We start from the raw sequence: 21,767 nt of genomic DNA on the forward strand, positions 1-21,767 counted from the left end.
ATCCTAAAAGAAAATTCAAAACAAAGGTACCTTAATCTTTTTTGGGATAGGTAGAAAACGGAAAATGAATTATACTGGGAATACTAGGGAGAGTTCGAAAAGGAGTGACATGAGATGGAGACCATACAACTGGAGCGAATGATGTACCGGGAATCCGGCATGGGTGAGGAACAAACATTTTTATGGACAAAAGCGACACGAGAACTACGGTTGGAAGACATGAGGAACAAAGAAAAAAGTGAACAGAGTCGTATCCTGTCGCAGTCGGAGCAAACGGAGCTGGAACAACGTTTTCGTCAGGCGGACGTCATCCACTGGGAACAGGTCTATACGACGGAATGGTTGATTCTCGACGGGACACACTGGGAAATCCGTTGGAGCGAATCAGACAGGAACAGAACGTCTCAAGGTAGTAATGCGTACCCGGACGGCTGGGAACTGCTTCGAGATTGGTTGTACCGTCAGTTTGAGATACGCGAGGAGGAAATCAGGTGAAGAAGTGGTGGATTGGACTCGTTGTCTTAGCGGGATACAGTATTCCGTTCGCCTATTTGGCATTGCTCGAAGACTTTAAAACAGGAACGTTACTTGGTTATGTCGCGTTACTCATTGGATTTACCATGCTTGCTTTCATCGGTCAGCGGTGGGGTCATCTGCTGTTTGTGATTGCCGGTAATATCGTGTCCTATTTCGTATCGATATACTTTGCAGGTCAGATGGACACTTTTGGCTGGGACGGTTACTTCAAACCGTTAACTGCCGATCAACTCATCCTGCTAGTCAGCCTCTTAATGCTCATTCCGCAGTTGATTGCTATTTTGGTCGCAATATCTAAAGAAAAACAACGGATGAAGAAGCAGATGACATAATGAAAAACACGCCACTAAAAGTGACGTGTTCCAAATCATTAAACTAACCCTAAAATCTCAACCTCAACCAAAGCACCTTTCGGCAACTCTTTGACGGCGATACAAGATCGTGCCGGGAAATGGTTGTGCGGAGCAAAGTAATCGGAGTAGATATCATTAAACGCAGCAAAATGATCCATGCTCGTTAAGTAACACGTCGTCTTGACGACACGATCCGGTGTCAGACCAGCTTCTTTTAAGATGGCATCAACGTTTTTCATGACCTGCTCCGTCTGTTCCGTAATGCCACCGACGACCATTTCACCTGTTGCGGGATTGATCGGGATTTGACCGGAAGCGTATAACGTACCGTTGGCGATGAAACCTTGCGAATAAGGACCGATTGCAGCAGGTGCGTTAGTTGTTTCGATTTTCTGGAATGAACTCATGAAAACTCCTCCTCTAATTTAAAATAAATCGTATGTAGAACGTGCTATCTGCCTTGAACTATAGGATAATTTTTAAAACACCATCACCATACTTACAAGGAGTGAATCCAATGCCTCTTTATCATAAATTAGTCCGGGATCAGATTCCAACTATCATTGCTCGGAACGGAAAAAAAGCAACGTTCCGGACACTTAACGAAGAAGAATTCCTCGTCGAAGCGAAACGGAAGTTGCACGAAGAAATAGCCGAATACGAAGAAGCAACTACAACCGAAGAAGCGGTCGAAGAATTGGCCGACTTATTGGAGCTGGTTCACGCGCTGGCCCGGACGCACGGGACGACACCGGAACAACTGGAAGCAATCCGGCTGACGAAACACGATAAGCGGGGCGGCTTTGATGACAAGCTGTATCTGATTGAGGTCGAAGATTGATTCCGGCAGCAAAACTGACGACGCACGACCTGTATGCGTCGTTGGTCGATGCCATTGACCAAGCTGATGAAGTCTATATCGTCGCCGCCTTCGCACACCGCTCGGGTGTCGAACTGTTGTTACCGGCGTTACGTCGCTCCGTCGAACGGGGCGCTGATGTTCATTTTTTGATTGGCGACTACTTACATATTACGGACCCGGAGGCGTTGGCAGAATTATTGGAACTGGACGGTCTGTCGATCCGGTTTTATCGCTCCGGCGGACGGGCGTTTCATCCGAAAGCTTATCTGTTCCGCAATGCGGAGACCGGTCTGTCGATTGTCGGCTCATCGAATATCTCCAAAAGTGCGTTCCGAACCGGTGTCGAGTGGAATCTCCATTTGCCGCAAGCCGTCGCACCGCATATCTTGGATGATGCGATTGAGGCATTCATGGATCTTTATTTAAGTGATGCAGCTCAAGACCTGAATCCGATTGTCCTCGAAGCGTACCGGCAGGAACATGACGCACGGCAATATGTCGCAGAAGCGGAAGTTGACTATGCGGAGCAACAGCTCGTCACGTCCGATGAGATTCTGCCACACCGGGTGCAGGAGGAAGCATTACGTGCACTTCAGGAAACGATGGAAGAAGGACGGAACCGTGCTTTGACCGTACTTGCAACCGGTCTTGGGAAAACGTATCTCAGTGCGTTTTTTGCGCGTGGTTTTAAGCGGATTCTGTTCCTCGCACATCAACGCGAGTTGCTGGAACAAGCGGAACGTTCGTTTCAAAAGGTCGAGCCCAATTGGCAGACGGCTTTTTATATCGGATCAGACCGCACGAACGATGAACGGACGGACGTGCTGTTTGGCTCAGTCCAGACGTTATCCCAAAACCGTCATCTTGAACGGTTCGCACAAGATTATTTTGATTTGATCATCATCGATGAGTTTCATCACGCAGCAGCTAAAAGTTATCAAAAGGTCCTGGCGCATTTCGAACCCCAATTTTTGCTGGGACTGACAGCGACGCCGGACCGGATGGACGGAGCGGACGTCTATGCACTGTGCGACAATCACGTTGCCTTTCAAATGCACTTCACGTCAGCGATCAACGAAGGATTTCTGACTCCATTCCATTATTACGGGATTCATGACCTCATCGACTATTCGCAACTACGGCGGATGGGGCGGAAATATGATGCGATGGAACTGGAACAGGCGCAGATTGATCGGGCAGTCTCAGAAAACATCTATGCCGCCTGGGCGAAGCACCGGCAGACGAAGACGATCGGCTTTTGTTCGTCGATCCGCCAAGCCGAATACTTAGCACAGACATTCCGGGAAATGGGCCACCAGGCGATTGCCTTGACCGGACAGACCTTCAATCGATGGGAGCGGATCCAAGAGTTTGAACAGGGAGCGTTAGAGATCGTCTTTACGGTCGATTTGTTTAATGAAGGAGTCGATATTCCGAAAGTCGATACGTTACTGTTTTGCCGGCCGACGGAATCGATTGCAATCTACACGCAGCAAATCGGACGAGGCTTACGTTTAGCGAATGAGAAATCACATTGTGTCATCATCGATTTGATCGGCAACTATAAAAATGTCGAAACGAAGCTGATGTTACTTGGAACAGTAAAAGACAAGCTTAAGCGGGGAGATAAGGAGCCGATTACCCCACCAAAGGGATGCATCATCGAGTTCGATACACAAGCACTGAATATCATTCATCGGATGCGTCAGCCGAATCAGCGTAAATTACGTTTGATTGAGAGTTACGAACAATTAAAGCTTGATCTTGGACGTCGTCCGACTTACGTTGAGATCGGACAACTGACAGTCGTGCCAACGGGTTACAAACAAGAGTGGGGCTCGTACGTCGGCTTTTTAAAGGAACAAGGTGAATTGACGGATGAAGAAGTAGAGACTTACGATGCTAACCGTGAACTGATTGAACAGGTTGAAAAAACGATGATGAACCGGAGCTATAAGATGGTTGTGTTGTTGGCGATGCTCGAGCGCGGAGAAGAACGTTGGATGGAGCCGATTACGGCTGAAGAAGTGGCGCCGTTTTTTTATGAGTATTTGCATGCGGAAAAGTACCGGGAAGTGAAGGATGCGCAAGGAAAGGTTTTTGAGAATGGATACAATGAATCCAAAATAGTGGCATTGCTGAAGCAACAGCCGTTTCCGAAGATGGGATATCCGTTTGAAACGACGGAAGATCAGAAAACGTTATATATCCAAAAGGACCTTAAAACCACCAATAGGATATTAATGAAATGGATAACGGACATCGTTCATTTTCGAATTGAAAGTTATTTTTCAAGCTAGGCTAATAAAGTTAGTAAAAATGATAACATAGTAATATATATTTGATTTTTAATAAAATAATTCACTAAACGTGACGGGGAGTTTTATAGATGTCGATACCAGAAAAAGAAACTGTTGTTAAAATGATTAGCGAAAGATACGATTGTGCACTTACAATCATGAAACAAAAGAAAATCATGTACGAAGGAACAACGCGTAATGACAAATTAGTAGTCTTATGTACACCAGAAACGAAACTGCACAATCAAGAGCACGGTTGGTTTGACTTGTCGACGAAGCAAGTTGAAATTTTGGATGGTGCAGATATGGCGATCATGGCCGTTCGAATTGAAGGTAACAAAGTGTATTTTGTAGAATTCAAAAATTTGAGACGTTTAATGACAGCGGATATGATTTTGGATTATTCAAAAGATGAAAAATGGAGATTTTATATTTGGGAAGATCATATTAAGGTTCGAGGAAATGATGAGAAGTTTTATGTGAGTGGGGAAGTCGTTAAAACTGTAGAACATGTATAAATCTAAATGTGATTAAGATTAATATCACTTCTGTGGAAATAGTCTTTTTGTAGTTATGAGAACGATAAATTAACAGTAGTATAAATATACAAGGAAATAACGATACATCTGAACGGGTAAGAAGACCGTACAGATGTATCGTTATTTCTGTTAGAACGAACTTTTAAATGTTAGTCGATTCATCGATTGTCGTTTTTTTATTGAATCGTACCTTCATGAGTAAATCGGTTAAAGCCTGGCTCTCTGTCTTTAAAGAACTTGGAAGGAAATGCTTCATAGTAGTTTCTGTTAATTGATGTGCTAACTTCATTTTGAATGATTGATTTTTAAAATCTTCTTCTAAGATTAAGTGATCATGAAGCATTTTGACCAGTGACGGTACTTGTTTAACGAAAAACTCTGTAGTTTTTCCTGCAAGCTCATTTTTTTTATTTAACATAATAAATCGCTCCTTTATAGTTAGTATATTTGAGTTTCATTTTAATTATTTTGTATGACGATCAATCAGCTGATTAATTTTTGAAACGACTAGTGGGACTGCTGCCAATAAGGCCTGCTTGATTAAATTATTTTGCATGATTTTACCTCCATCATTTTTTTAATTTGTCGGACCGTCGAATTTTTTATTGATAATGTAGATAAGGCTTGTTGAAGCGATACTAACCATTGATTTTAAAAGCTTAGCAAAATTAGGATTCATAAAACTTTACCTCCTTTCGTAAGATATGTGATGACTTCTTGTTAACAATATATAACCAAATTTACTTAATGTCAATATTTTTACAAAATGTTTTTTATTATTTTTTTTGTGCTTATTTTTACTTGGAGTTATAATAATTATTAGAGGTGATGAAATTGAACAACTATTTATTATCAATTGGAAATCAGATGGCGGAAATTCGTCAGATACTAGGGATTACACAAGAAGAGTTAGCAAAGATGATGGGAGTAAGTAGGCCTACTATTGTAAAAATCGAGCAAGATCCAACCAAAATGACAAAGGCTTTAGGATATGCATTTTTTAGTTCTGTTTCGTATGAGATCTTAAAACGTCTAAAGGAAACAGAATGTATTAATCCGGATGAGTATGAAAGAGAAAAAGATATGGGTATTTTTTTAAAAAATATAGCTTCCAGCTCCGGAACGACCATCAGTGGATTGAAGCGTGTGACGACAATGGCTTTAAGCAAGTTGATACCAAACATCGGAACAATTTGGACATCTCTTCCGAAGGGGAATATTGCCGAAGGAGCTACTGCTATTTTGAAAAAGTATGGTGGGGAAATTAAGTGGGATCTTGATAAGGCTAAACTAATTAAGGAGACCGCGGAAAAAAAACTACAAGATGATCACAAACGTATGTTAGCGATATTCAATCTAAATGAATTAAGTGTTCTTGAGTTTGGGGAGGAAATCGAAAAGGGAGAAGATCCAGACTACGATATGTGGTAATGATTGATGTGAAATCCATCTAACGTGAGAATAAAAAATTAAGAGGTGATAGGAATGTTTAATTCAAAAAAAATCACAAATCGACTTCAACAAATGACAAAGTTAGTAACTAATGCAACAAGTGCTGGAGTAAACACGTTAAAAGATGCAGTAGCGAATAAAGAAAACCAATCAAATTCATCTGAACAATTAAGAAATCACTTGCTGCACCTCATTGAAAAATCAAAACAGACTTCAAAGTGGAGTGTAGAAATAGAAAGTCGCATAGATACATTAGAAAATCTAGTCCGAAAATCTTTGGTTAAACCAAAGTTAGCGATTGTAGGTATGTCGGATGTAGGAAAAAGCCACCTGATCAATACATTATTAGAGACAGAAAAAATTCCTTCGGACTGGTCACCTACTACATCAGTCAATATCTATATTAAACATATTGAAGATCGGCCACATTTCCTCGAAGAAGAAATTCTGATCTTCGGTGGAGATGAAAATGGATTCGATGTCAGCCGCCTGGATGAGGAAGAGTATGTTCAGAGACATATGATTGCTAAGGGTGGAGAGAATCTATTGAAAGAATATGCAATCCGTCAACCACATGAAATTTTGACACGGAATATTCAAGCAGCGATTGTCTATTTAGAAAGTCCGATTTTAAAGAGTTGCAATATTATAGATGTTCCGGGATTCGGTACGGGTGACCGTCAATCAGATGATCAGTTTGCGCATCACTCACAGAGACTTGCAGATGTCATTGTCTACATGTCTGTATCTAATGCGTTCATGCGTGGAACTGATATTAATTTCTTGAAGAACACACTTGACTCTCTGTCATCAGCAGATGTTGAAAATGATGAAGCAAAAGCATTCACTAATTTATTCGTTCTTGCTTCTCAAGCACATATCATTGGAGAGCAAGAAAAGCTTGAAAGAATTTTAGATGCTGGAACAGATCGATTCTATCACTCTGTACCGGAAAGTGATTGGAAAAATAGAAGTGAGTTATCGGGTAGAGTACACTCGAAAGCAGCATTACGTCAGCGTTTTTATGCTTACACAACAAATGATGAGAAGTTACAACAGAAGTTTGAAAATGAGTTACAGGCATTGTTAGACGACTTACCAGAAAGAATGAAGTATCAATCGATTCAGATGGTTTCAAAATTACTAGAAGATCAATATGATTTGACTGAACAAGAACTAATCAATCAAGAACTTCTGTTATCAAAGCGTGAGATACTTCAAGATGAATTACACAGAATTGAAGGGGAAGAACCGTTGCGAAATGAGCGTCAATTGAAGAAACGTGTAGACGTCAATCAAATGATTAAAACGTTAAGTAGAGAAAGTAAACTTCAATTTGAGGACGTTTATCAGAATGTAATGAACAAAGAGGTAATCGCAAAGGTAATTAAAGAGAACGCGTTCAAAAAAGACAATCAGGGAAAAGAACAGCTTGTTACTTATTTGTCGAATGAATTACAACGTCAGTTGAATATACTTTTATTAGACCGGACAGAAAGTTTCGTAGAAGGTGTACAAGATTATCTAGAAGACTTCGAAACGGATATCAAAAAATCATTCCCTCAGACGAATGAAATGAAATTAGCCTTTGATGTAAAAAATGTTTTTCTTGGTGGGGCGGCTGGAGCGGCTGCGTTAGGTGGAATGGCAGCTTACGCAGCAGGAGTGGGAAATCTAGGTGGCTACATCCTTGTAGCGAAAGGTGCAGGATTATTAGCAGGTACAGGCTTTAATATTGGTGTTTTGGGTGGAATGAGCGGAATTATGTCAGGTGTTGCAGCAATTGGTGGTCCAGTGACACTTGGTATCGGAATGGCAGTTCTTGTTGGTGTATCGACTATTGCTGTCCTTTCAGCAACAGGTTGGGAAGAAAAACTAGCGAAAAGCATCATACAGGCATTTGAAAAAGAAAGTGTTGAAGAACAATATGCTCAGGAAATTGATCGTTATTGGAACGAAACAAAAGTAGGATTCGATACGGCAGCGAATGAACTAGAGCATAAGTGGGAAGAACACGTGGCACAGTTACACTCCGACATTAAAAATAAAAATGTAGACTCGATTGAACGTTTAATTAAAGAGTTAAAGACTTATCAAAAACTTTTAAAGCAAGTTGAACTTGCTCTTTGATTAAGAATAAAAAGGTGTATCATGAATTGATAATTCATAAAATAAGATAAGATAGTTTTATGTATTGTTCGTTCTTATAGTGTGTAATGCAAAACAAAAACAATGTTTCTGTACGAATATTGCATTCGAATAAAGGTACTTATGCGTTCTTATAAGCTACTCGATACAAATAATTGAGTCACCAAATGTGATAACTATACCATTTCTAAAAGAAAAAGAGCTCCAAATTGAGAGCTCTTTTTTCGTGTCAGAAAAGTTGTTTTTTCTATTTTAATGAACATATTACTGATTTCAATTACTTAAAATATATAATGTGTCTAAAGCACTAACTTCACTTTCATTGTCTATTAAGTACAGTAAGACTAAAATAAGAAGTAAATAAATATATAAATACTCAAAATAAGTTGGTAAAAAAATAAAAAAATTTTTAAAAGAACTTTCAGTAACGAAGTATAAAAAAGCAATTGGTAATTATTGAACGTATTCTGGAAAATAATAATGCTTATTGTCTTGTGTGAAAGGATTGGTTAGATGACAATAGAATTAGAATATTCTTCAAGTATGAACGGAGCGTCGTACTTACTGTTTGAACTGAAACAAGTAGTTAAATTGAAACAAGAAGGTTTTTCTATTGAAGAAATTCGACGCAAAGTAGTCGATGAAAATTTATTTCAATTTGAAAATAGAGGAAGAATCAAACGCACATTACCATCAGTACTAAAAAGAGCTTATGTAATTGACTCGAATCTAGCAAGTCTTATGACAAACGGTTCCATTGAGATAAGCAAGGTAATTAATTTGTATGCAATTATGAAGACCGATCTTCTTTTTTTTGAATTTATGGATGAAGTGATTAGTGAAAAGTTACACAATGACGATTATTTAATTGAGAAGAAGGATATCAATCTCTTTTTTGAAGCAAAGCTAGAGCAGAGTGAAAAAATATCGAGTTGGAGCGATATTAATATCGAAAAGTTAAAGCGAGCGTTTATGCAGGTCCTTTTTGAAAGTGGATTTCTCAAAAGTCGACAAAGCAAAGAACTAGGACACATCATCATTGACGAACAAATCAAAGAATATCTTAACCGTATAGGTGATATTCGATATGTACGAGCGATGGGTGAATGAGGAGAAAGTATGGCTAATTTAAATGCAAGACTAGATAGTATCATTCCAAAAATCAAAGAAGAAAAATTTATTGATGGGCGCGGCTTAGGGAATGAAATTAGTTTTTATGTTTTTGATTATGAACCAAAGGATGAACTAATTGTTAGAGATTATGTAAAACACATAAAAAAAGAGTTCAATTATGAGGGAACTGATAGAAGAATCATTGAATTCGATTTGTACAAAATGCTTATCGAGATTACAAAAGAAAAGCGTATCTTTGATCGCGTCTTTGATATGGAAGAACATCAAGGAAAAGATGCCTTATTTAGAGCTATGACCGCGTTTGCCAAACCGGAAGTATTTGTACAGAAGATCAAGGAACAGCTGGACGGTTACAATGTTGTATTTCTCACTGGCATAGGGAAAGTGTATCCATTTGTACGTTCTCACAATATTTTAAATAACCTTCAAGAAGTATTGGATAAGACACCCGTGGTAATGTTTTTCCCTGGAACATACGATGGTCAATCATTGCAATTATTCAGTAAGTTTAAAGACGATAATTATTATAGAGCATTTCGCTTAGTTGATTAAGGAAATACAGCAACCAATTGATTTTTATATAAGACGAGGAGGATTTTACATGCTACTAAAAGAGATGTTCTTAAAGGACATTGAACGTGATATACGCGGCGTTATTAAAGTCGCGCAAACGAATGAAAAGGATATTTATCAAGAACTTGATGAATATGTGGTCACTCAAGAGTTGCACAAACACTTCTCAAAGTTCTATGACAATTATCAAAAAGGAATCAACGGCAATACAGATAAAATGGGTGTGTGGATTAGTGGCTTCTTCGGATCCGGTAAATCTCATTTTCTTAAAATTCTCGCATACCTATTAGAGAATCAGTCTGTTAAAGGAAAACATCCAATCGATTTCTTTGAAAACAAGGTACAAGACACATTAGTTTATTCCAATATGAAACGCACTGCTGATGTGGATACAGAAGTAATTTTATTTAACATTGATTCTAAAAGTTCTTTAGGTAGCAAATCGAAAGAAGATGCTATTTTGCGCGTTTTCATGAAAGTGTTTTACGAACATAGAGGCTATTATGGGGATATTCCAGGGGTAGCTGAAATGGAGAAATATCTGGATAAACGAGGTTTTTATGAAACGTTTAAACAAGAATTTTATACGTTAGCAGGTGAGATGTGGGAGGAACGTCGTAACAGCTTCTACTTCGATGCAGATTATATCATCGGGGCATTAACCAAAGCGACAGATATGTCGGAAGAAACTGCACGTGACTGGTTTAATGAAGGTGTAAACAATTTTGAAATTAGTATTGAAAAATTCTCAAGAGACGTAAAAGAGTACATCGACGAAAAAGGACCAAAATTTCACTTGGTATTTTTAGTTGATGAGATTGGTCAATACATAGGAGATAGTCGTGATTTAATGCTTAACTTGCAAACACTAACAGAGGATTTAGGGACACATGCGCAAGGAAAAGTGTGGATTATGGTGACATCACAAGAAAGTATTGACTCCATCGTAAAAGTTAAAGGTGATGATTTTTCTCGTATTCAAGGACGCTTTGATACAAGACTATCGTTATCTTCGATATCAGTCGATGAAGTTATTAAAAAGCGGATTTTGGAGAAGCATAAGCACGTTAATGACAAACTAAAAGTATTATACCCTGAAAAAAGTGCAATCTTAAAAAATCTTATCAGTTTTACTGGTAGTACAGCGGACCTTAGAGGATACAATAATGAACAAGAATTTGCTGAAGTCTACCCGTTCATCCCGTACCAATTTAAGTTATTGCAAAATGTATTTGAGCAAGTACGTAAACATGGTTCATCGGGCAAGCACTTATCTGAAGGCGAACGCTCGATGCTTTCTGCTTTTAAAGAAGCAGGACTTAGGTACAAAGATGAAGAAGAGGGCTCGCTAATTCCTTTCTATGCGTTCTATGATACGATTAAAGAATTTTTAAATCCATCGATATCGAGAGTTATTGAAGGCACGACGGAGAATTCTGTGTTGAAAGATGATCAATTTAACCAGAACCTGTTAAAAGTATTATTCATGATTAAATACATTAAAGAATTGCCAGCAAACATCGATAATATCGCTACGCTTATGGTTAAACAAATTGATGAAGATAAATTGCAACTTAAAGAAAAAATTAAAGTTTCTTTAAGAAAGCTAATTGGACAAACCTTGATTCAAAAAAATGGCGAGCACTATCTCTTCTTAACAGATGATGAACAAGATATTAACCGTGAAATTAAACAAATGAATATTGATGAAGACATTATTAAACGTGAATTAGCGAACTATATCTTCCAAGATTTATACGAAGATAAACGATTCACCTATAATAAATTTTACTCCTTTAGTTTTAATCAAAAAATGGACGAAAAGAATTATGGGGCTCAGACATCTAGTATCGGGTTGCATATCTTATCTCCACTATCAGATAACTATCAAAAGTCAGATCAGGGAATAATGATGATGACTTCAGACAGCGATGAAATGGTGATTAAATTAGGTGGTAGTGAAGCATACATTGAAGAAATAGAAGAAGCACTTAAAATAGAAGAATTTCGTAAGAAAAAGAATATTACGCAGCTTCCAGAAAATATTCAAAACATCTTAAACAATAAGCAAGCTGAAGCACGCGAAAGAAGACGAAGAGTGCGCGAACTGTTAGATGATGCTATTAAAAACGGATCTTTCTTTGTTAATGGGGACAAAACTAACAATAAAGGTTCTTCTGTAAAAGAAAAAATCAACTTTGCCTTTAAACAATTAATTGATAATGTATATTTCAAATTAGGATATATAAAAGAGCATTTAGAGAATGAGCGACAATTGATTGCTATTTTAGCATCAACCAATGATCAGCTATCTTTAGACAATAGTATTGTGACAAAACCAAACGAATTAGCTAAAGGAGCTGTCTATGAATTTATCGATATGCAAGATCAAGCACAAAAACAAAATCATGTGAAAGCTATATACGAGCGCTTTCAAGATAAACCTTTTGGATGGAAGCAGCTAGATATTGCTGGGATACTTGCAGAGTTATTAAAAGAACAGCGTATTCGTGTTCGATATAATTCAGAGTACTTAGAACCTGAAGTAGATATAAATAAATTAATAGCAGTTTTTGGGAAATCAAGCGAATTAGGAAAAGGACTAATCTTTAAACGGGTGCAAGTTGATGGTGCACTCATTCAGACAGCTAAACGGGTATGTAGAGAAGTTTTTAACACAACGGATTTAGCAGATGATGAAGATGGTCTTGTCAAAGATATTCGTGTACTCATTAGCAAACAAATAGACGAAATTAATTTATATAAAGTACGTTACGAAGGACGGAAATACCCAGGAATGAGTTTGCTTGATAAAGGGTTGGAGTATTTTACTCAATTTGAGCAAAAGATTGATAACGCTACATTTTTCACTAAATTAACAGAGATTGAAGAAGAATTGATTGATTGGGAAGAAGATATTGTTTATGTGAAAAGTTTCTTTGACACAAATCAGAAAGAGATTTTTGACCAAGGTTTAACCGGATTGAATAAGTATGAAGAAAATAAAGCATATTTGTCAGAGCAAACCGTAACAGAAGCTATGATGAGTCTGGAGTCTATTATCAAAAATCCAATTCCTTATCGTAAAATTAAAGAAATTCCAGAATTGATTTATGCATTAGAAAAGCAAATTACGTTCCTCCTATCCGAGAAAAAGAATAACGTTCAAGAAAAGATAAAAGCCGATTACGATGAATTATTCCTACATGCGAGACAATATGGAGTATCAAGCGAAACAAAGCAGCAAATCGAAGAACGTTATGAAATCTTGCAAACTAATTTAGATGCATTTACCGATATTTATAAAGTTGATGCAACGATTGCTCAAAGTACGAGTTTTAAAGAACAAAGTATTCTCAGCATCAAACGAGAAATTGCTGAATGGCAACGTAAGAAAGAAGAAGAGCGACATGGCGATGAAATTGTTGATCCACCAAATAGCCCACTAGAAATTCGTACAGAAAATGTAAAAGTAAAAAACTTAGTTGAGATAAAAATATTAAAGACAGAACAAGATGTAGACAAGTATATTAATGCCTTGTCTCATAAATTAAAACAAATCATTAAATCAAATAAAGAAATTAAATTTATTGATTAACGCATGGATTTCTAACAGACATCAGCACCGACAAAATTTAGTTTGTCGGTGTCTGTAATTTTCATAAGGAGTGAATGCATTGAATAGATCAGCATTAAAAAAATTTGCAATTGAAGCAAGAAGAGAATTAATTGAAAAAGTAGAACTCCAAGCTAGAAAACTGGGCATTACTGCGGAGGCAATTCAGGAAGTAAGTGTAGAAAGCTCAGACGCTGTCTTTATTGAAGGTAGACAGCTTTCAGGTACAGAAAGAAAGCAACGAAACAAACTCATTACTCGAATCAATGATATAGGCTTTGACCGTGTAATAGAGGAAACGGCATATACATGGTTTAATCGTTTTGTCGCATTGCGTTTTATGGAAGTAAATGAGTACCTTCCAACAAAAGTCCGTGTGCTTTCTTCCAATTCGGATAGTACGGAACCAGATATGATAAAAGAAGCATTATCTTTAAATTTAAATTTGGACAAAGACTATCTATACGACTTAAAACTGAATAATAAAACGGATGAGTTATTTAAATACTTAATTAAAATGCATTGCAATGACTTGAATCGTTATATGCCATTTATGTTCGAGACGATTGAAGATTATTCTGAAATTCTTTTCCCTGAAGGATTACTTGGAACAGATTCATTTCTGAGACAAATGATAAATATACAAGTGATCCCTGAAAAAGATTGGAAAAAAGTTGAGATTATTGGATGGCTTTATCAGTACTATATTTCTGAAGAAAATGAGCGTGTTATTCAGGCAAAGAAACGATATAAAGCTGAAGAAATACCATTTGCGACACAGCTGTTTACTCCAGAATGGATAGTTCGATACATGGTTCAAAATGCTTTAGGTCGTTACTGGATTGAATCGCATCCGGAGCATCGTGGCTTGATTGAGAACTGGGAGTTCTATATAGAAAATTCAAATCTAGAAGAGAGTTTCCAAGAAAAATTGGCACCATATATTAATAAAGAATTGAACGTGGAGGACATTAAGTGCTTTGATCCAGCAATGGGAAGTGGGCACATCTTAGTGTATATGTTCGATATTTTGTACGAAATTTATAGTAAATGTGGCTATATGCAAAGAGAAATCCCGCGACTTATTATTGAAAATAATCTATATGGTTTAGATATTGACGATCGCGCACATCAATTAGCAAGTTTTTCAGTTGTCATGAAAGCATTGCAATATAATAAACGATTCTTACGAAGTATTGAACGTGATAGTTTAACTATAAATTTAGCATCTATTCAAGAAACAAATACATGGTCAGATGAAGAAGTAGTATTTTTGGCTGGCGAATCATCTGGGAAACAATTCAATGAAATGAAAATATTTATTGATCAATTCAAGTATGCAAAAGCAATTGGTTCACTTATTAAATTGAAATCTTATGACATAATATTTTTAAAATTACGCTTAGAAGAAATTAAAAATAAAACAGGCGATTTGTTTGAAATGGAAATGAAAGATCGAATATTAAAACATTTTGAAAGATTAATCAAACAAGTAGAAATCATGAATATGAAATATGATGTTTTAATTACTAATCCGCCTTATGCGGGAAATAAGTACCTGACATCAGAAGTATCTACTTATCTTACAAATCATTATCCAGATTCCAAATCAGACTTATTTTCTTCCTTTATGGAATATAGTTTTAAAATTACGAAGAATAATGGACAAATTGGGATGATTACACCATTTGTTTGGATGTTTATATCTTCATTCGAAAAAATTAGAAAAAAAGTAGTCATAGAAAAAAACATAAGCTCTTTGGTTCAGCTTGAATACAACTCTTTTGAAGCGGCAGTTGTACCAATTAGCATATTCACATTAAGAAATTATAAAATAGATTTTTCGGGAGAATATATAAAATTATCTGATTTCAAAGGAATAGATATACAGCCTATTAAAACTTTAGAAGCAATTAAATATCCAAATGTTAACTATCGTTTTACAGCTAACCATAATAAATTTTTGGGGATTCCAGGGTTCCGAATTGGTTACTGGGCAAGTGAAAATGTACTCAGTAATTTTGAAAACGGTAATTCATTACATGAGAAAGGAGAGGCAAAACAAGGGCTAGCAACTGGAGATAATAATCAATTTTTAAGAAATTGGTTTGAAGTTGATTTCCAAAAAATCGGATTTAATTATGTTGATATAGAACAAACTATTTCAGGAAGTCATAAATGGTTTCCATGTAATAAAGGAGGTAGTTTTCAAAAATGGTATGGCAACAATCAGTATATAGTTAATTGGGAAAAAAATGGACGAGAAATAAGGAGTTTTTATGATTCAAACGGAAAATTAAGATCAAGACCACAAAATTTAAAGTACTATTTTATGGAAGGATTGACTTGGTCGAGTTTATCTTCTTCTTCATTATCAGTAAGATATAGTCCACCTGGCTTTATATTTGAAACGAAAGGTTCTATGTATTTTCCGAAAGAAGAAAACGAAAAATACTACATTTTAGGATTTTTAAATAGTAAGGTAACAGATCAACTCATTAGTATGATTTCGCCTACATTAGATTACCATGAAGGACCAATTAGTAGTTTGCCGATTATTGTTAAAGATTCAAAAATAGTCGAAGAAAAAGTGAAATCTAATATAAATATTACAAAAAAGAATGTTGACTCATTTGAAATTTCATGGGATTTTTTGGAACATCCTTTTATGGGATTAATAGATAATAAGAAAAAAATAAAAATTACAGACTTGTTTCTAGATTGGGAAGTGGCGATAGTTGAGGACTTTGAGCAACTGAAAAGAACTGAAGAAGAAATTAATCAGATATTCATTAATATATATGGATTAGAAGATGAGCTTTCTACCACAGTGATGAACAAAGATATTTCTATACGAAAAAATGATTTTGAGACAGAAATAAAAAACTTTATTTCTTATGCTGTGGGCTGCTCTTTAGGTCGTTATTCACTAGATAAAAATGGCCTAATACATGCTGGTGGAGAGTTTAATATGTCTCAATATAAAATATTTCCAGCAGATGAAGACAACATTATTCCTATTCTATCCGGTGCTTATTTCGAAGACGATATTGTCACAAAAATTGTAGACTTTGTTCGAATAACGCTTAGTGAAGAGACACTTGAAGAAAATCTAGACTTTATTGCAGCGGCGATTGGTCGAAGGAAAAATGAAACATCAAGAGAAACTTTGCGTCGCTACTTCTTAAATAACTTTTACAAAGATCATGTACAAACGTATAAAAAACGACCAATTTACTGGTTATTTACATCAGGTAAGGAAAAGGCGTTTAACTGCTTAATCTATATGCATCGCTATGATAAAACGACACTTTCTCGTATTCGGACGGATTATTTACACGAAGTTCAAATTCGCTTAGATGCGGAAAAGAAAGACTTGCTTGATGTTATTGAAGGAGATTCGACTACGAAGGAAATGAGTAATGCTAAGAAAGAACTCAAGTCGCTCGACAAAAAAATCGATGAATTGAAAGCTTACGACGAGTTGCTTCATCACATGGCAGATATGCAAATTGAAATTGACCTAGATGATGGTGTGAAAGTGAACTATGAAAAATTTAAGGGTTTAGTGGCAAAGATATAGTCTGAAGTAATTAAAAGGCAGGTAAATGCTATGAATATGGCACAAATTGAGTCCACACTACAAGACATTTTTAATGAACCGTTAAAAGAAGGCGAACAACGAAAGCTTGTGTTTTGGGTGGATAAAGACGAAGAATTTACGGAGGAGATTGGTCAATTAGCATTACCGAATGTTAAAGTCCAGAGATTATCCAATCGTAATTCATTTTATATAAAGCATTTGTTGGAAGAAGAAGACCCTACCTCTTTTTATCTAATCTATACCCATCTAGAGCTAGGTGTAGAAGATAATTGGTTAGCGGATACAGTGCTTTATTCCAAGACTTTTTTCGCGGATCGAATCTCACTTATATTAAATGAACTTCAGATGGATCTCTCTCTGAGAAAAATTATTAAGAAACATGAACGATTTTTTAACAATAAAGAACGCTTCCGTAAATTTCAGTCATTCGCTATCGAGTCTTACTCGGAAGAAACAATTGAGTTGGCGATTATGAGTGTATTGTGTAATGTGAAAACACCGGATTTTGAAGCGGTGTTAAAAGAAGTGTTGATGGATACGCTTGATGAGAATGAAAACCAACCCTTATCTCAACTAAAACGATTTTTTGATATAGATATATTTTGGCAATATGTCGCAAAATACTATGGCTATGTACGCGAAACCAAGACTTTGAAGACTTTATTTATCCATTTAACCGTCACGGCGTTCACACATTCTATAAGCGATGAATATTTAACGAGTGTAAAGGATTTTATAGCTGTACGAAACAAAGCAAATGCATTGGTGTTTATCGATCACTGGATGCATCATAAAACAGATGGTGTAGTATTTGATCAGTATGCTGAAATGGTAGAGCCGGAAATTAAACTGTCAAGTATTCTACGAGATATTCCGATAGATGAGTTTAAACAAGCTGATACGTTCCCTTATATCGATAAAGTCATTATTATCTACATTGCGAATAACTTAATGGAAAAGCTGGAGGATTACGAGGAGTATACAAAGCTTATTAAATTAAGACGTGTAAAACATTATTACGAAAAATACGCATCGATTTATGAAGCTCTTTATTACACAGTAAAAATGCATGAGTTTTATAAAGCTCATCAACAAGGGATTTCACAAGGGCCAGCTATTGATTTATACAAAGCTTATCGTGATGAATATTACGTTATGGACACGTATTACCGAAAATTCTATGTGGCCTATGATGAAGAAAGTAATCATGAGTTAGTAAAAAAGTTAAAAGAACTTGTTGAATATCTATATACCAATTGGTTTATCGGCGAATTGAGCTCTCATTGGTCACAATCAGTTAAGTCAGAAATGGTTGAGGAATGGTCGCTTCCAGGAGTTCCAAGTCAGCAAAATTTTTATTCGTCAGCGGTTGCTCCGCATGTTCGAAAAGGTGACCGTGTTTTCGTTATTGTTTCAGACGCTATGCGTTATGAAGTAGGATTGGAACTGATGGATCTATTGAACTTTGAAACGACAGGTATTTGTGAGATGCAGCCAATGCTTGGCGTAGTTCCTTCTGTAACGAAGTTAGGTATGGCAGCACTGCTACCACATCGTAATTTAGATTTTGATGAAAATGGCCGTGTGCTGGTAGACGGGAAGGATTCGGCAGGACTCGAAAATCGCAAAAAGATTATCGAGTCTTATGTAGAAGATAGTCTCGCCATTCATTTCCAAGAGATGCTTGCCATGAATAAAGCTGGTCGTCGAGAAACCTTTAAAGGGAAACACGTTGTATATATTTACCACGACACAATTGATGCGATGGGCGATAAAGCTTCTACTGAAATTTATACGTTCAATGCGGTTGAAACAGCCCTAAATCAGTTAAAGTCATTAGTTAAAATGATTCGCGATGACTTAAGTGGAACTAATATCTACGTCACTTCTGACCATGGCTTTTTATATCAACGTGATGCCTTAGAAGACAGCGATAAAATAAATAATGAAGTATTAAGTGCGGTCGAAGTAAAACGTCGTTATGTATTGTCGAAAGAAAAGCGAGAAATTTCCGGACAACTTGGCATTAATTTGTCTTCAATTGTAGATAATGGAGATCGACTGACAGCCTATGTACCAAATGGGACGATCCGGAATCGCATGCAAGGGACTGGCGTCAACTTTGTTCATGGTGGTGCAAGTTTACAAGAAGTTGTGGTTCCGTTAGTTGTCTACAAAAACAAAAGAGCTGGTCAAAAGGGATCTTATGCTCTCCAAAAAGTAGACATTAAACTCACAAGTTCGACACGCAAAATTACGAATAGTATTTTCAATTTGAATTTTTTCCAAACAGAAAAAGTCGAAGATAAGATGATTCCGCGTACAGTGGTTATTTGTATCGAAGATATTGATGGAACGGTGTTATCCAATGAAGAAACAATTATTGGAGATCGTACATTTGATAACCCTGGAGATCGTATATTTAAGCTTCAATTTGTCTTAAAAAGTATTTCGTATGATCGTAACAAAACTTATTATTTACTTGTAAAAGATTTAGAAACAGGAGTTGTAACAGAGAAAATACCATTCTCCATTAATCTGGGAATTGTCAGTGATTTTGACTTTTAATTGAGGAGGTGTACTTGTGGCAGAAGAAACAGATGGGACTTCGACACTAGATCTTGATAAGAAATTAAATGATATATTTGCTGGGCGAGTTGTTCGTAAAGACTTAACTAAACTCATTAAAGAAGGTGCAAATGTTCCTGTATATGTACTTGAGTATTTGTTAGGAATGTATGCAGCGACTGATGATGAGCAGAGCATTCAAGAAGGTGTAGATCGCGTAAAAAAAATCTTGACTGATAACTTTGTTCGTCCAGACGAATCAGAAAAGATCAAATCAAGAATTCGTGAACTGGGACAATATTCAATTATTGATAAAGTGACAGTAGCTTTAAATCCGAAGATTGATACGTATGAAGCAGAGTTTTCGAATCTTGGATTAAAAGGTGTTCCGATTCCTTCTAATTTTGTAAAAGAGTTTGATAAAATTCTTGTCGGTGGCATTTGGTGTATGGTCAAGATTGATTATTATTACGATGAAGAAGGGCGAGCTTCAAATCCATTTAGTGTTAGTAGTTTGCAGCCAATTCAAATGCCGAATATGGACATGAATGAAGTATTTGAAGGGCGCAAGCAATTTACAAAAAATGAATGGATCGATGCATTGATTCGATCGACTGGGATGGAACCGACACAATTAGAAGAACGTGTAAAGTGGCATTTGCTTTTACGACTCGTTCCTCTCGTAGAAAACAACTACAACATGTGTGAACTTGGACCTCGTGGAACAGGAAAATCACATATATACAAAGAAATTTCACCTAACTCTATCTTAGTGTCAGGTGGACAGTCAACTGTAGCCAATTTGTTCTACAATATGTCCACTCGAAAAGTTGGATTGGTTGGAATGTGGGATTGCGTTGCATTTGATGAAGTCGCAGGTATTCGATTTAAAGACAAAGATGGCATTCAAATTATGAAGGATTATATGGCTTCAGGATCGTTTGCCAGAGGTAAAGAAGAAAAGAATGCTTCGGCCTCTATGGTTTTTGTTGGTAATATCAATCAAAGTTTAGATGTCTTATTAAAAACCTCTCATTTATTTGCACCATTCCCTGAAGAAATGGCAAATGATACGGCATTTTTTGATCGAATGCATTATTATATGCCGGGCTGGGAAATTCCCAAAATGCGACCAGACTTCTTTACTGATAAATACGGATTCATTGTAGACTATATCGCTGAATTCTTTAGAGAAATGAGAAAACGCTCGTTTGCGGATTCAACAGACGGTTATTTTAAATTAGGTAATAACTTAAACCAACGAGATACTATAGCCGTGCGCAAAACAGTATCAGGGATGGTAAAGCTCATCTACCCAAATGGAATTTATACAAAGGAAGATATTGAAGAAATTTTGCGTTATGCATTAGAAGGACGTCGCCGAGTTAAGGAACAACTAAAGAAAATTGGTGGCATGGAATTTTATGATGTGATGTTCTCTTATATCGATAAAGAGACACTAGAAGAAGAACATGTTTCCGTACCGGAACAAGGTGGTGGAAAGCTCATTCCTGAAGGCATGGGTAAGCCGGGACATATCTATGTTGTAGGGCATGGTAACTCAGGTATGATAGGCGTTTACAAACTCGAAAATCAAGTTGTCAGTGGAACGGGTAAGTTCGATAAATCGGGTGTTGGTTCTTCTCGAGAGACAAAAGAAAGCTTAGACACAGCTTTTCGTTTCTTCACAGCTAACAGTAAAAGTATTAGTAATACGATTAGTACCAAAACAAAAGATTATTTGATGCATATTAGTGATCTTCAAGGAATTGGACTAACGAATGAACTTGCGATTGCGGAACTAATTGGCTTATGCTCAGCAGCATTGGACAAACCGGTTCAAGAAAGTACAGTCGTTATTGGTAATATGACTGTTGGGGGAACAATCGCAAAGGTTGAAGAATTTGCAAGTGTCTTACAAGTCTGTGTCGATGCGGGAGCGAAAAAAGTATTAATCCCTGCATCATCTGTTATGGATTTACAAACTGTTCCACCTGATTTATTAGTCAAAGTACAACCAGTGTTTTATGCAGATCCGACAGATGCTGTGTTTAAAGCACTTGGTGTGAATTGAAGTATAT

Annotated in this window: 15 protein-coding genes; 13 read left to right on the plus strand and 2 right to left on the minus strand. The window is 36.6% G+C overall.

The genetic code is table 11. The features are described 5' to 3' along the window. The first annotated feature begins 114 nt into the window (after positions 1-114). Both KNP93_RS12420 and KNP93_RS12425 read left to right on the plus strand, forming a co-directional pair. Positions 115-495, plus strand: a complete 381-nt coding sequence (locus tag KNP93_RS12420; RefSeq protein ID WP_214855517.1) for a hypothetical protein — start codon at positions 115-117, stop codon at positions 493-495. Then, complete coding sequence (locus KNP93_RS12425) at positions 492-869, plus strand: hypothetical protein (protein ID WP_214855520.1); 378 nt, start codon at positions 492-494, stop codon at positions 867-869. Before KNP93_RS12420 ends, KNP93_RS12425 begins: the two co-directional genes overlap by 4 nt. 38 nt (positions 870-907) lie before the next feature. On the opposite strand, the gene KNP93_RS12430 is transcribed toward KNP93_RS12425, so the two are convergent. Next, positions 908-1,297, minus strand: a complete 390-nt coding sequence (locus KNP93_RS12430; protein ID WP_088836150.1) for a RidA family protein — start codon at positions 1,295-1,297, stop codon at positions 908-910. A 110-nt stretch (positions 1,298-1,407) separates the two neighbouring features. Here KNP93_RS12430 and KNP93_RS12435 point away from each other — a divergent pair, with 110 nt between their 5' ends. The 3 genes from KNP93_RS12435 (at position 1,408) to KNP93_RS12445 (ending at position 4,570) form a co-directional block, all read left to right on the plus strand. Continuing rightward, positions 1,408-1,731 (plus strand): nucleoside triphosphate pyrophosphohydrolase, encoded by a 324-nt coding sequence (locus tag KNP93_RS12435; RefSeq protein ID WP_214855522.1) that lies wholly within the window; start codon positions 1,408-1,410, stop codon positions 1,729-1,731. Next, the gene (locus KNP93_RS12440; RefSeq protein WP_214855524.1) at positions 1,728-4,052 is read left to right on the plus strand and encodes a DEAD/DEAH box helicase family protein; all 2,325 of its coding nucleotides are present in this window, start codon (positions 1,728-1,730) and stop codon (positions 4,050-4,052) included. Before KNP93_RS12435 ends, KNP93_RS12440 begins: the two co-directional genes overlap by 4 nt. An 89-nt stretch (positions 4,053-4,141) precedes the next feature. Beyond that, positions 4,142-4,570, plus strand: coding sequence for a hypothetical protein (locus KNP93_RS12445; protein ID WP_214855526.1), 429 nt, complete (start codon positions 4,142-4,144; stop codon positions 4,568-4,570). A 163-nt stretch (positions 4,571-4,733) separates the two neighbouring features. Here the strand turns inward: KNP93_RS12445 and KNP93_RS12450 are convergent, their stop codons facing one another. Then, entirely contained in the window at positions 4,734-5,009 is a 276-nt protein-coding gene (locus KNP93_RS12450; protein ID WP_214855527.1) for a hypothetical protein, read from the minus strand. Between the two features lie 416 nt (positions 5,010-5,425). Here KNP93_RS12450 and KNP93_RS12455 point away from each other — a divergent pair, with 416 nt between their 5' ends. From KNP93_RS12455 to brxL, 8 genes are all read left to right on the plus strand, one after another. After that, on the plus strand, positions 5,426-6,022 hold the full coding sequence (locus KNP93_RS12455; protein ID WP_214855529.1) for a helix-turn-helix domain-containing protein: 597 nt from the start codon (positions 5,426-5,428) through the stop codon (positions 6,020-6,022). 54 nt (positions 6,023-6,076) lie between these two features. Continuing rightward, positions 6,077-8,173: a dynamin family protein gene (locus tag KNP93_RS12460; protein WP_214855531.1), complete on the plus strand. Its 2,097-nt coding sequence runs from the start codon at positions 6,077-6,079 to the stop codon at positions 8,171-8,173. A gap of 531 nt (positions 8,174-8,704) precedes the next feature. After that, on the plus strand, positions 8,705-9,301 hold the full coding sequence (locus KNP93_RS12465) for a DUF1819 family protein (protein WP_214855534.1): 597 nt from the start codon (positions 8,705-8,707) through the stop codon (positions 9,299-9,301). Positions 9,302-9,310: 9 nt separating this feature from the next. Then, complete coding sequence (locus tag KNP93_RS12470; RefSeq protein WP_214855536.1) at positions 9,311-9,877, plus strand: DUF1788 domain-containing protein; 567 nt, start codon at positions 9,311-9,313, stop codon at positions 9,875-9,877. Positions 9,878-9,926: 49 nt separating this feature from the next. Next, positions 9,927-13,496 (plus strand): BREX system P-loop protein BrxC, encoded by a 3,570-nt coding sequence (gene brxC / locus KNP93_RS12475; RefSeq protein ID WP_214855538.1) that lies wholly within the window; start codon positions 9,927-9,929, stop codon positions 13,494-13,496. 70 nt (positions 13,497-13,566) lie between these two features. Beyond that, a complete protein-coding gene (gene pglX / locus KNP93_RS12480; protein WP_371819929.1) occupies positions 13,567-17,097 on the plus strand; it encodes a BREX-1 system adenine-specific DNA-methyltransferase PglX in 3,531 nt (1,176 codons plus the stop codon). 30 nt (positions 17,098-17,127) lie between these two features. Further along, positions 17,128-19,686 carry a BREX-1 system phosphatase PglZ type A gene (gene pglZ / locus KNP93_RS12485; RefSeq protein WP_214855542.1) on the plus strand — a complete coding sequence of 853 codons (2,559 nt, stop codon included), beginning with the start codon at positions 17,128-17,130 and terminating at the stop codon, positions 19,684-19,686. Between the two features lie 16 nt (positions 19,687-19,702). Next, positions 19,703-21,760: a protease Lon-related BREX system protein BrxL gene (brxL, locus tag KNP93_RS12490; RefSeq protein WP_214855544.1), complete on the plus strand. Its 2,058-nt coding sequence runs from the start codon at positions 19,703-19,705 to the stop codon at positions 21,758-21,760. The last annotated feature ends 7 nt before the right edge of the window (positions 21,761-21,767 follow it).

Origin of the sequence: Exiguobacterium sp. s166 (assembly GCF_018618855.1) — a bacterium.
Classification (GTDB): domain Bacteria; phylum Bacillota; class Bacilli; order Exiguobacteriales; family Exiguobacteriaceae; genus Exiguobacterium_A.

Coding starts and splice junctions, on each gene's coding strand:
- KNP93_RS12420 (WP_214855517.1), top strand. CDS start 115: ATGGAGACCATACAACTGGAGCGAATGATGTACCGGGAATCCGGCATG.
- KNP93_RS12430 (WP_088836150.1), bottom strand. CDS start 1,297: ATGAGTTCATTCCAGAAAATCGAAACAACTAACGCACCTGCTGCAATC.
- KNP93_RS12435 (WP_214855522.1), top strand. CDS start 1,408: ATGCCTCTTTATCATAAATTAGTCCGGGATCAGATTCCAACTATCATT.
- KNP93_RS12445 (WP_214855526.1), top strand. CDS start 4,142: ATGTCGATACCAGAAAAAGAAACTGTTGTTAAAATGATTAGCGAAAGA.
- KNP93_RS12450 (WP_214855527.1), bottom strand. CDS start 5,009: ATGTTAAATAAAAAAAATGAGCTTGCAGGAAAAACTACAGAGTTTTTC.
- KNP93_RS12460 (WP_214855531.1), top strand. CDS start 6,077: ATGTTTAATTCAAAAAAAATCACAAATCGACTTCAACAAATGACAAAG.
- KNP93_RS12465 (WP_214855534.1), top strand. CDS start 8,705: ATGACAATAGAATTAGAATATTCTTCAAGTATGAACGGAGCGTCGTAC.
- KNP93_RS12470 (WP_214855536.1), top strand. CDS start 9,311: ATGGCTAATTTAAATGCAAGACTAGATAGTATCATTCCAAAAATCAAA.
- brxC (WP_214855538.1), top strand. CDS start 9,927: ATGCTACTAAAAGAGATGTTCTTAAAGGACATTGAACGTGATATACGC.
- pglZ (WP_214855542.1), top strand. CDS start 17,128: ATGAATATGGCACAAATTGAGTCCACACTACAAGACATTTTTAATGAA.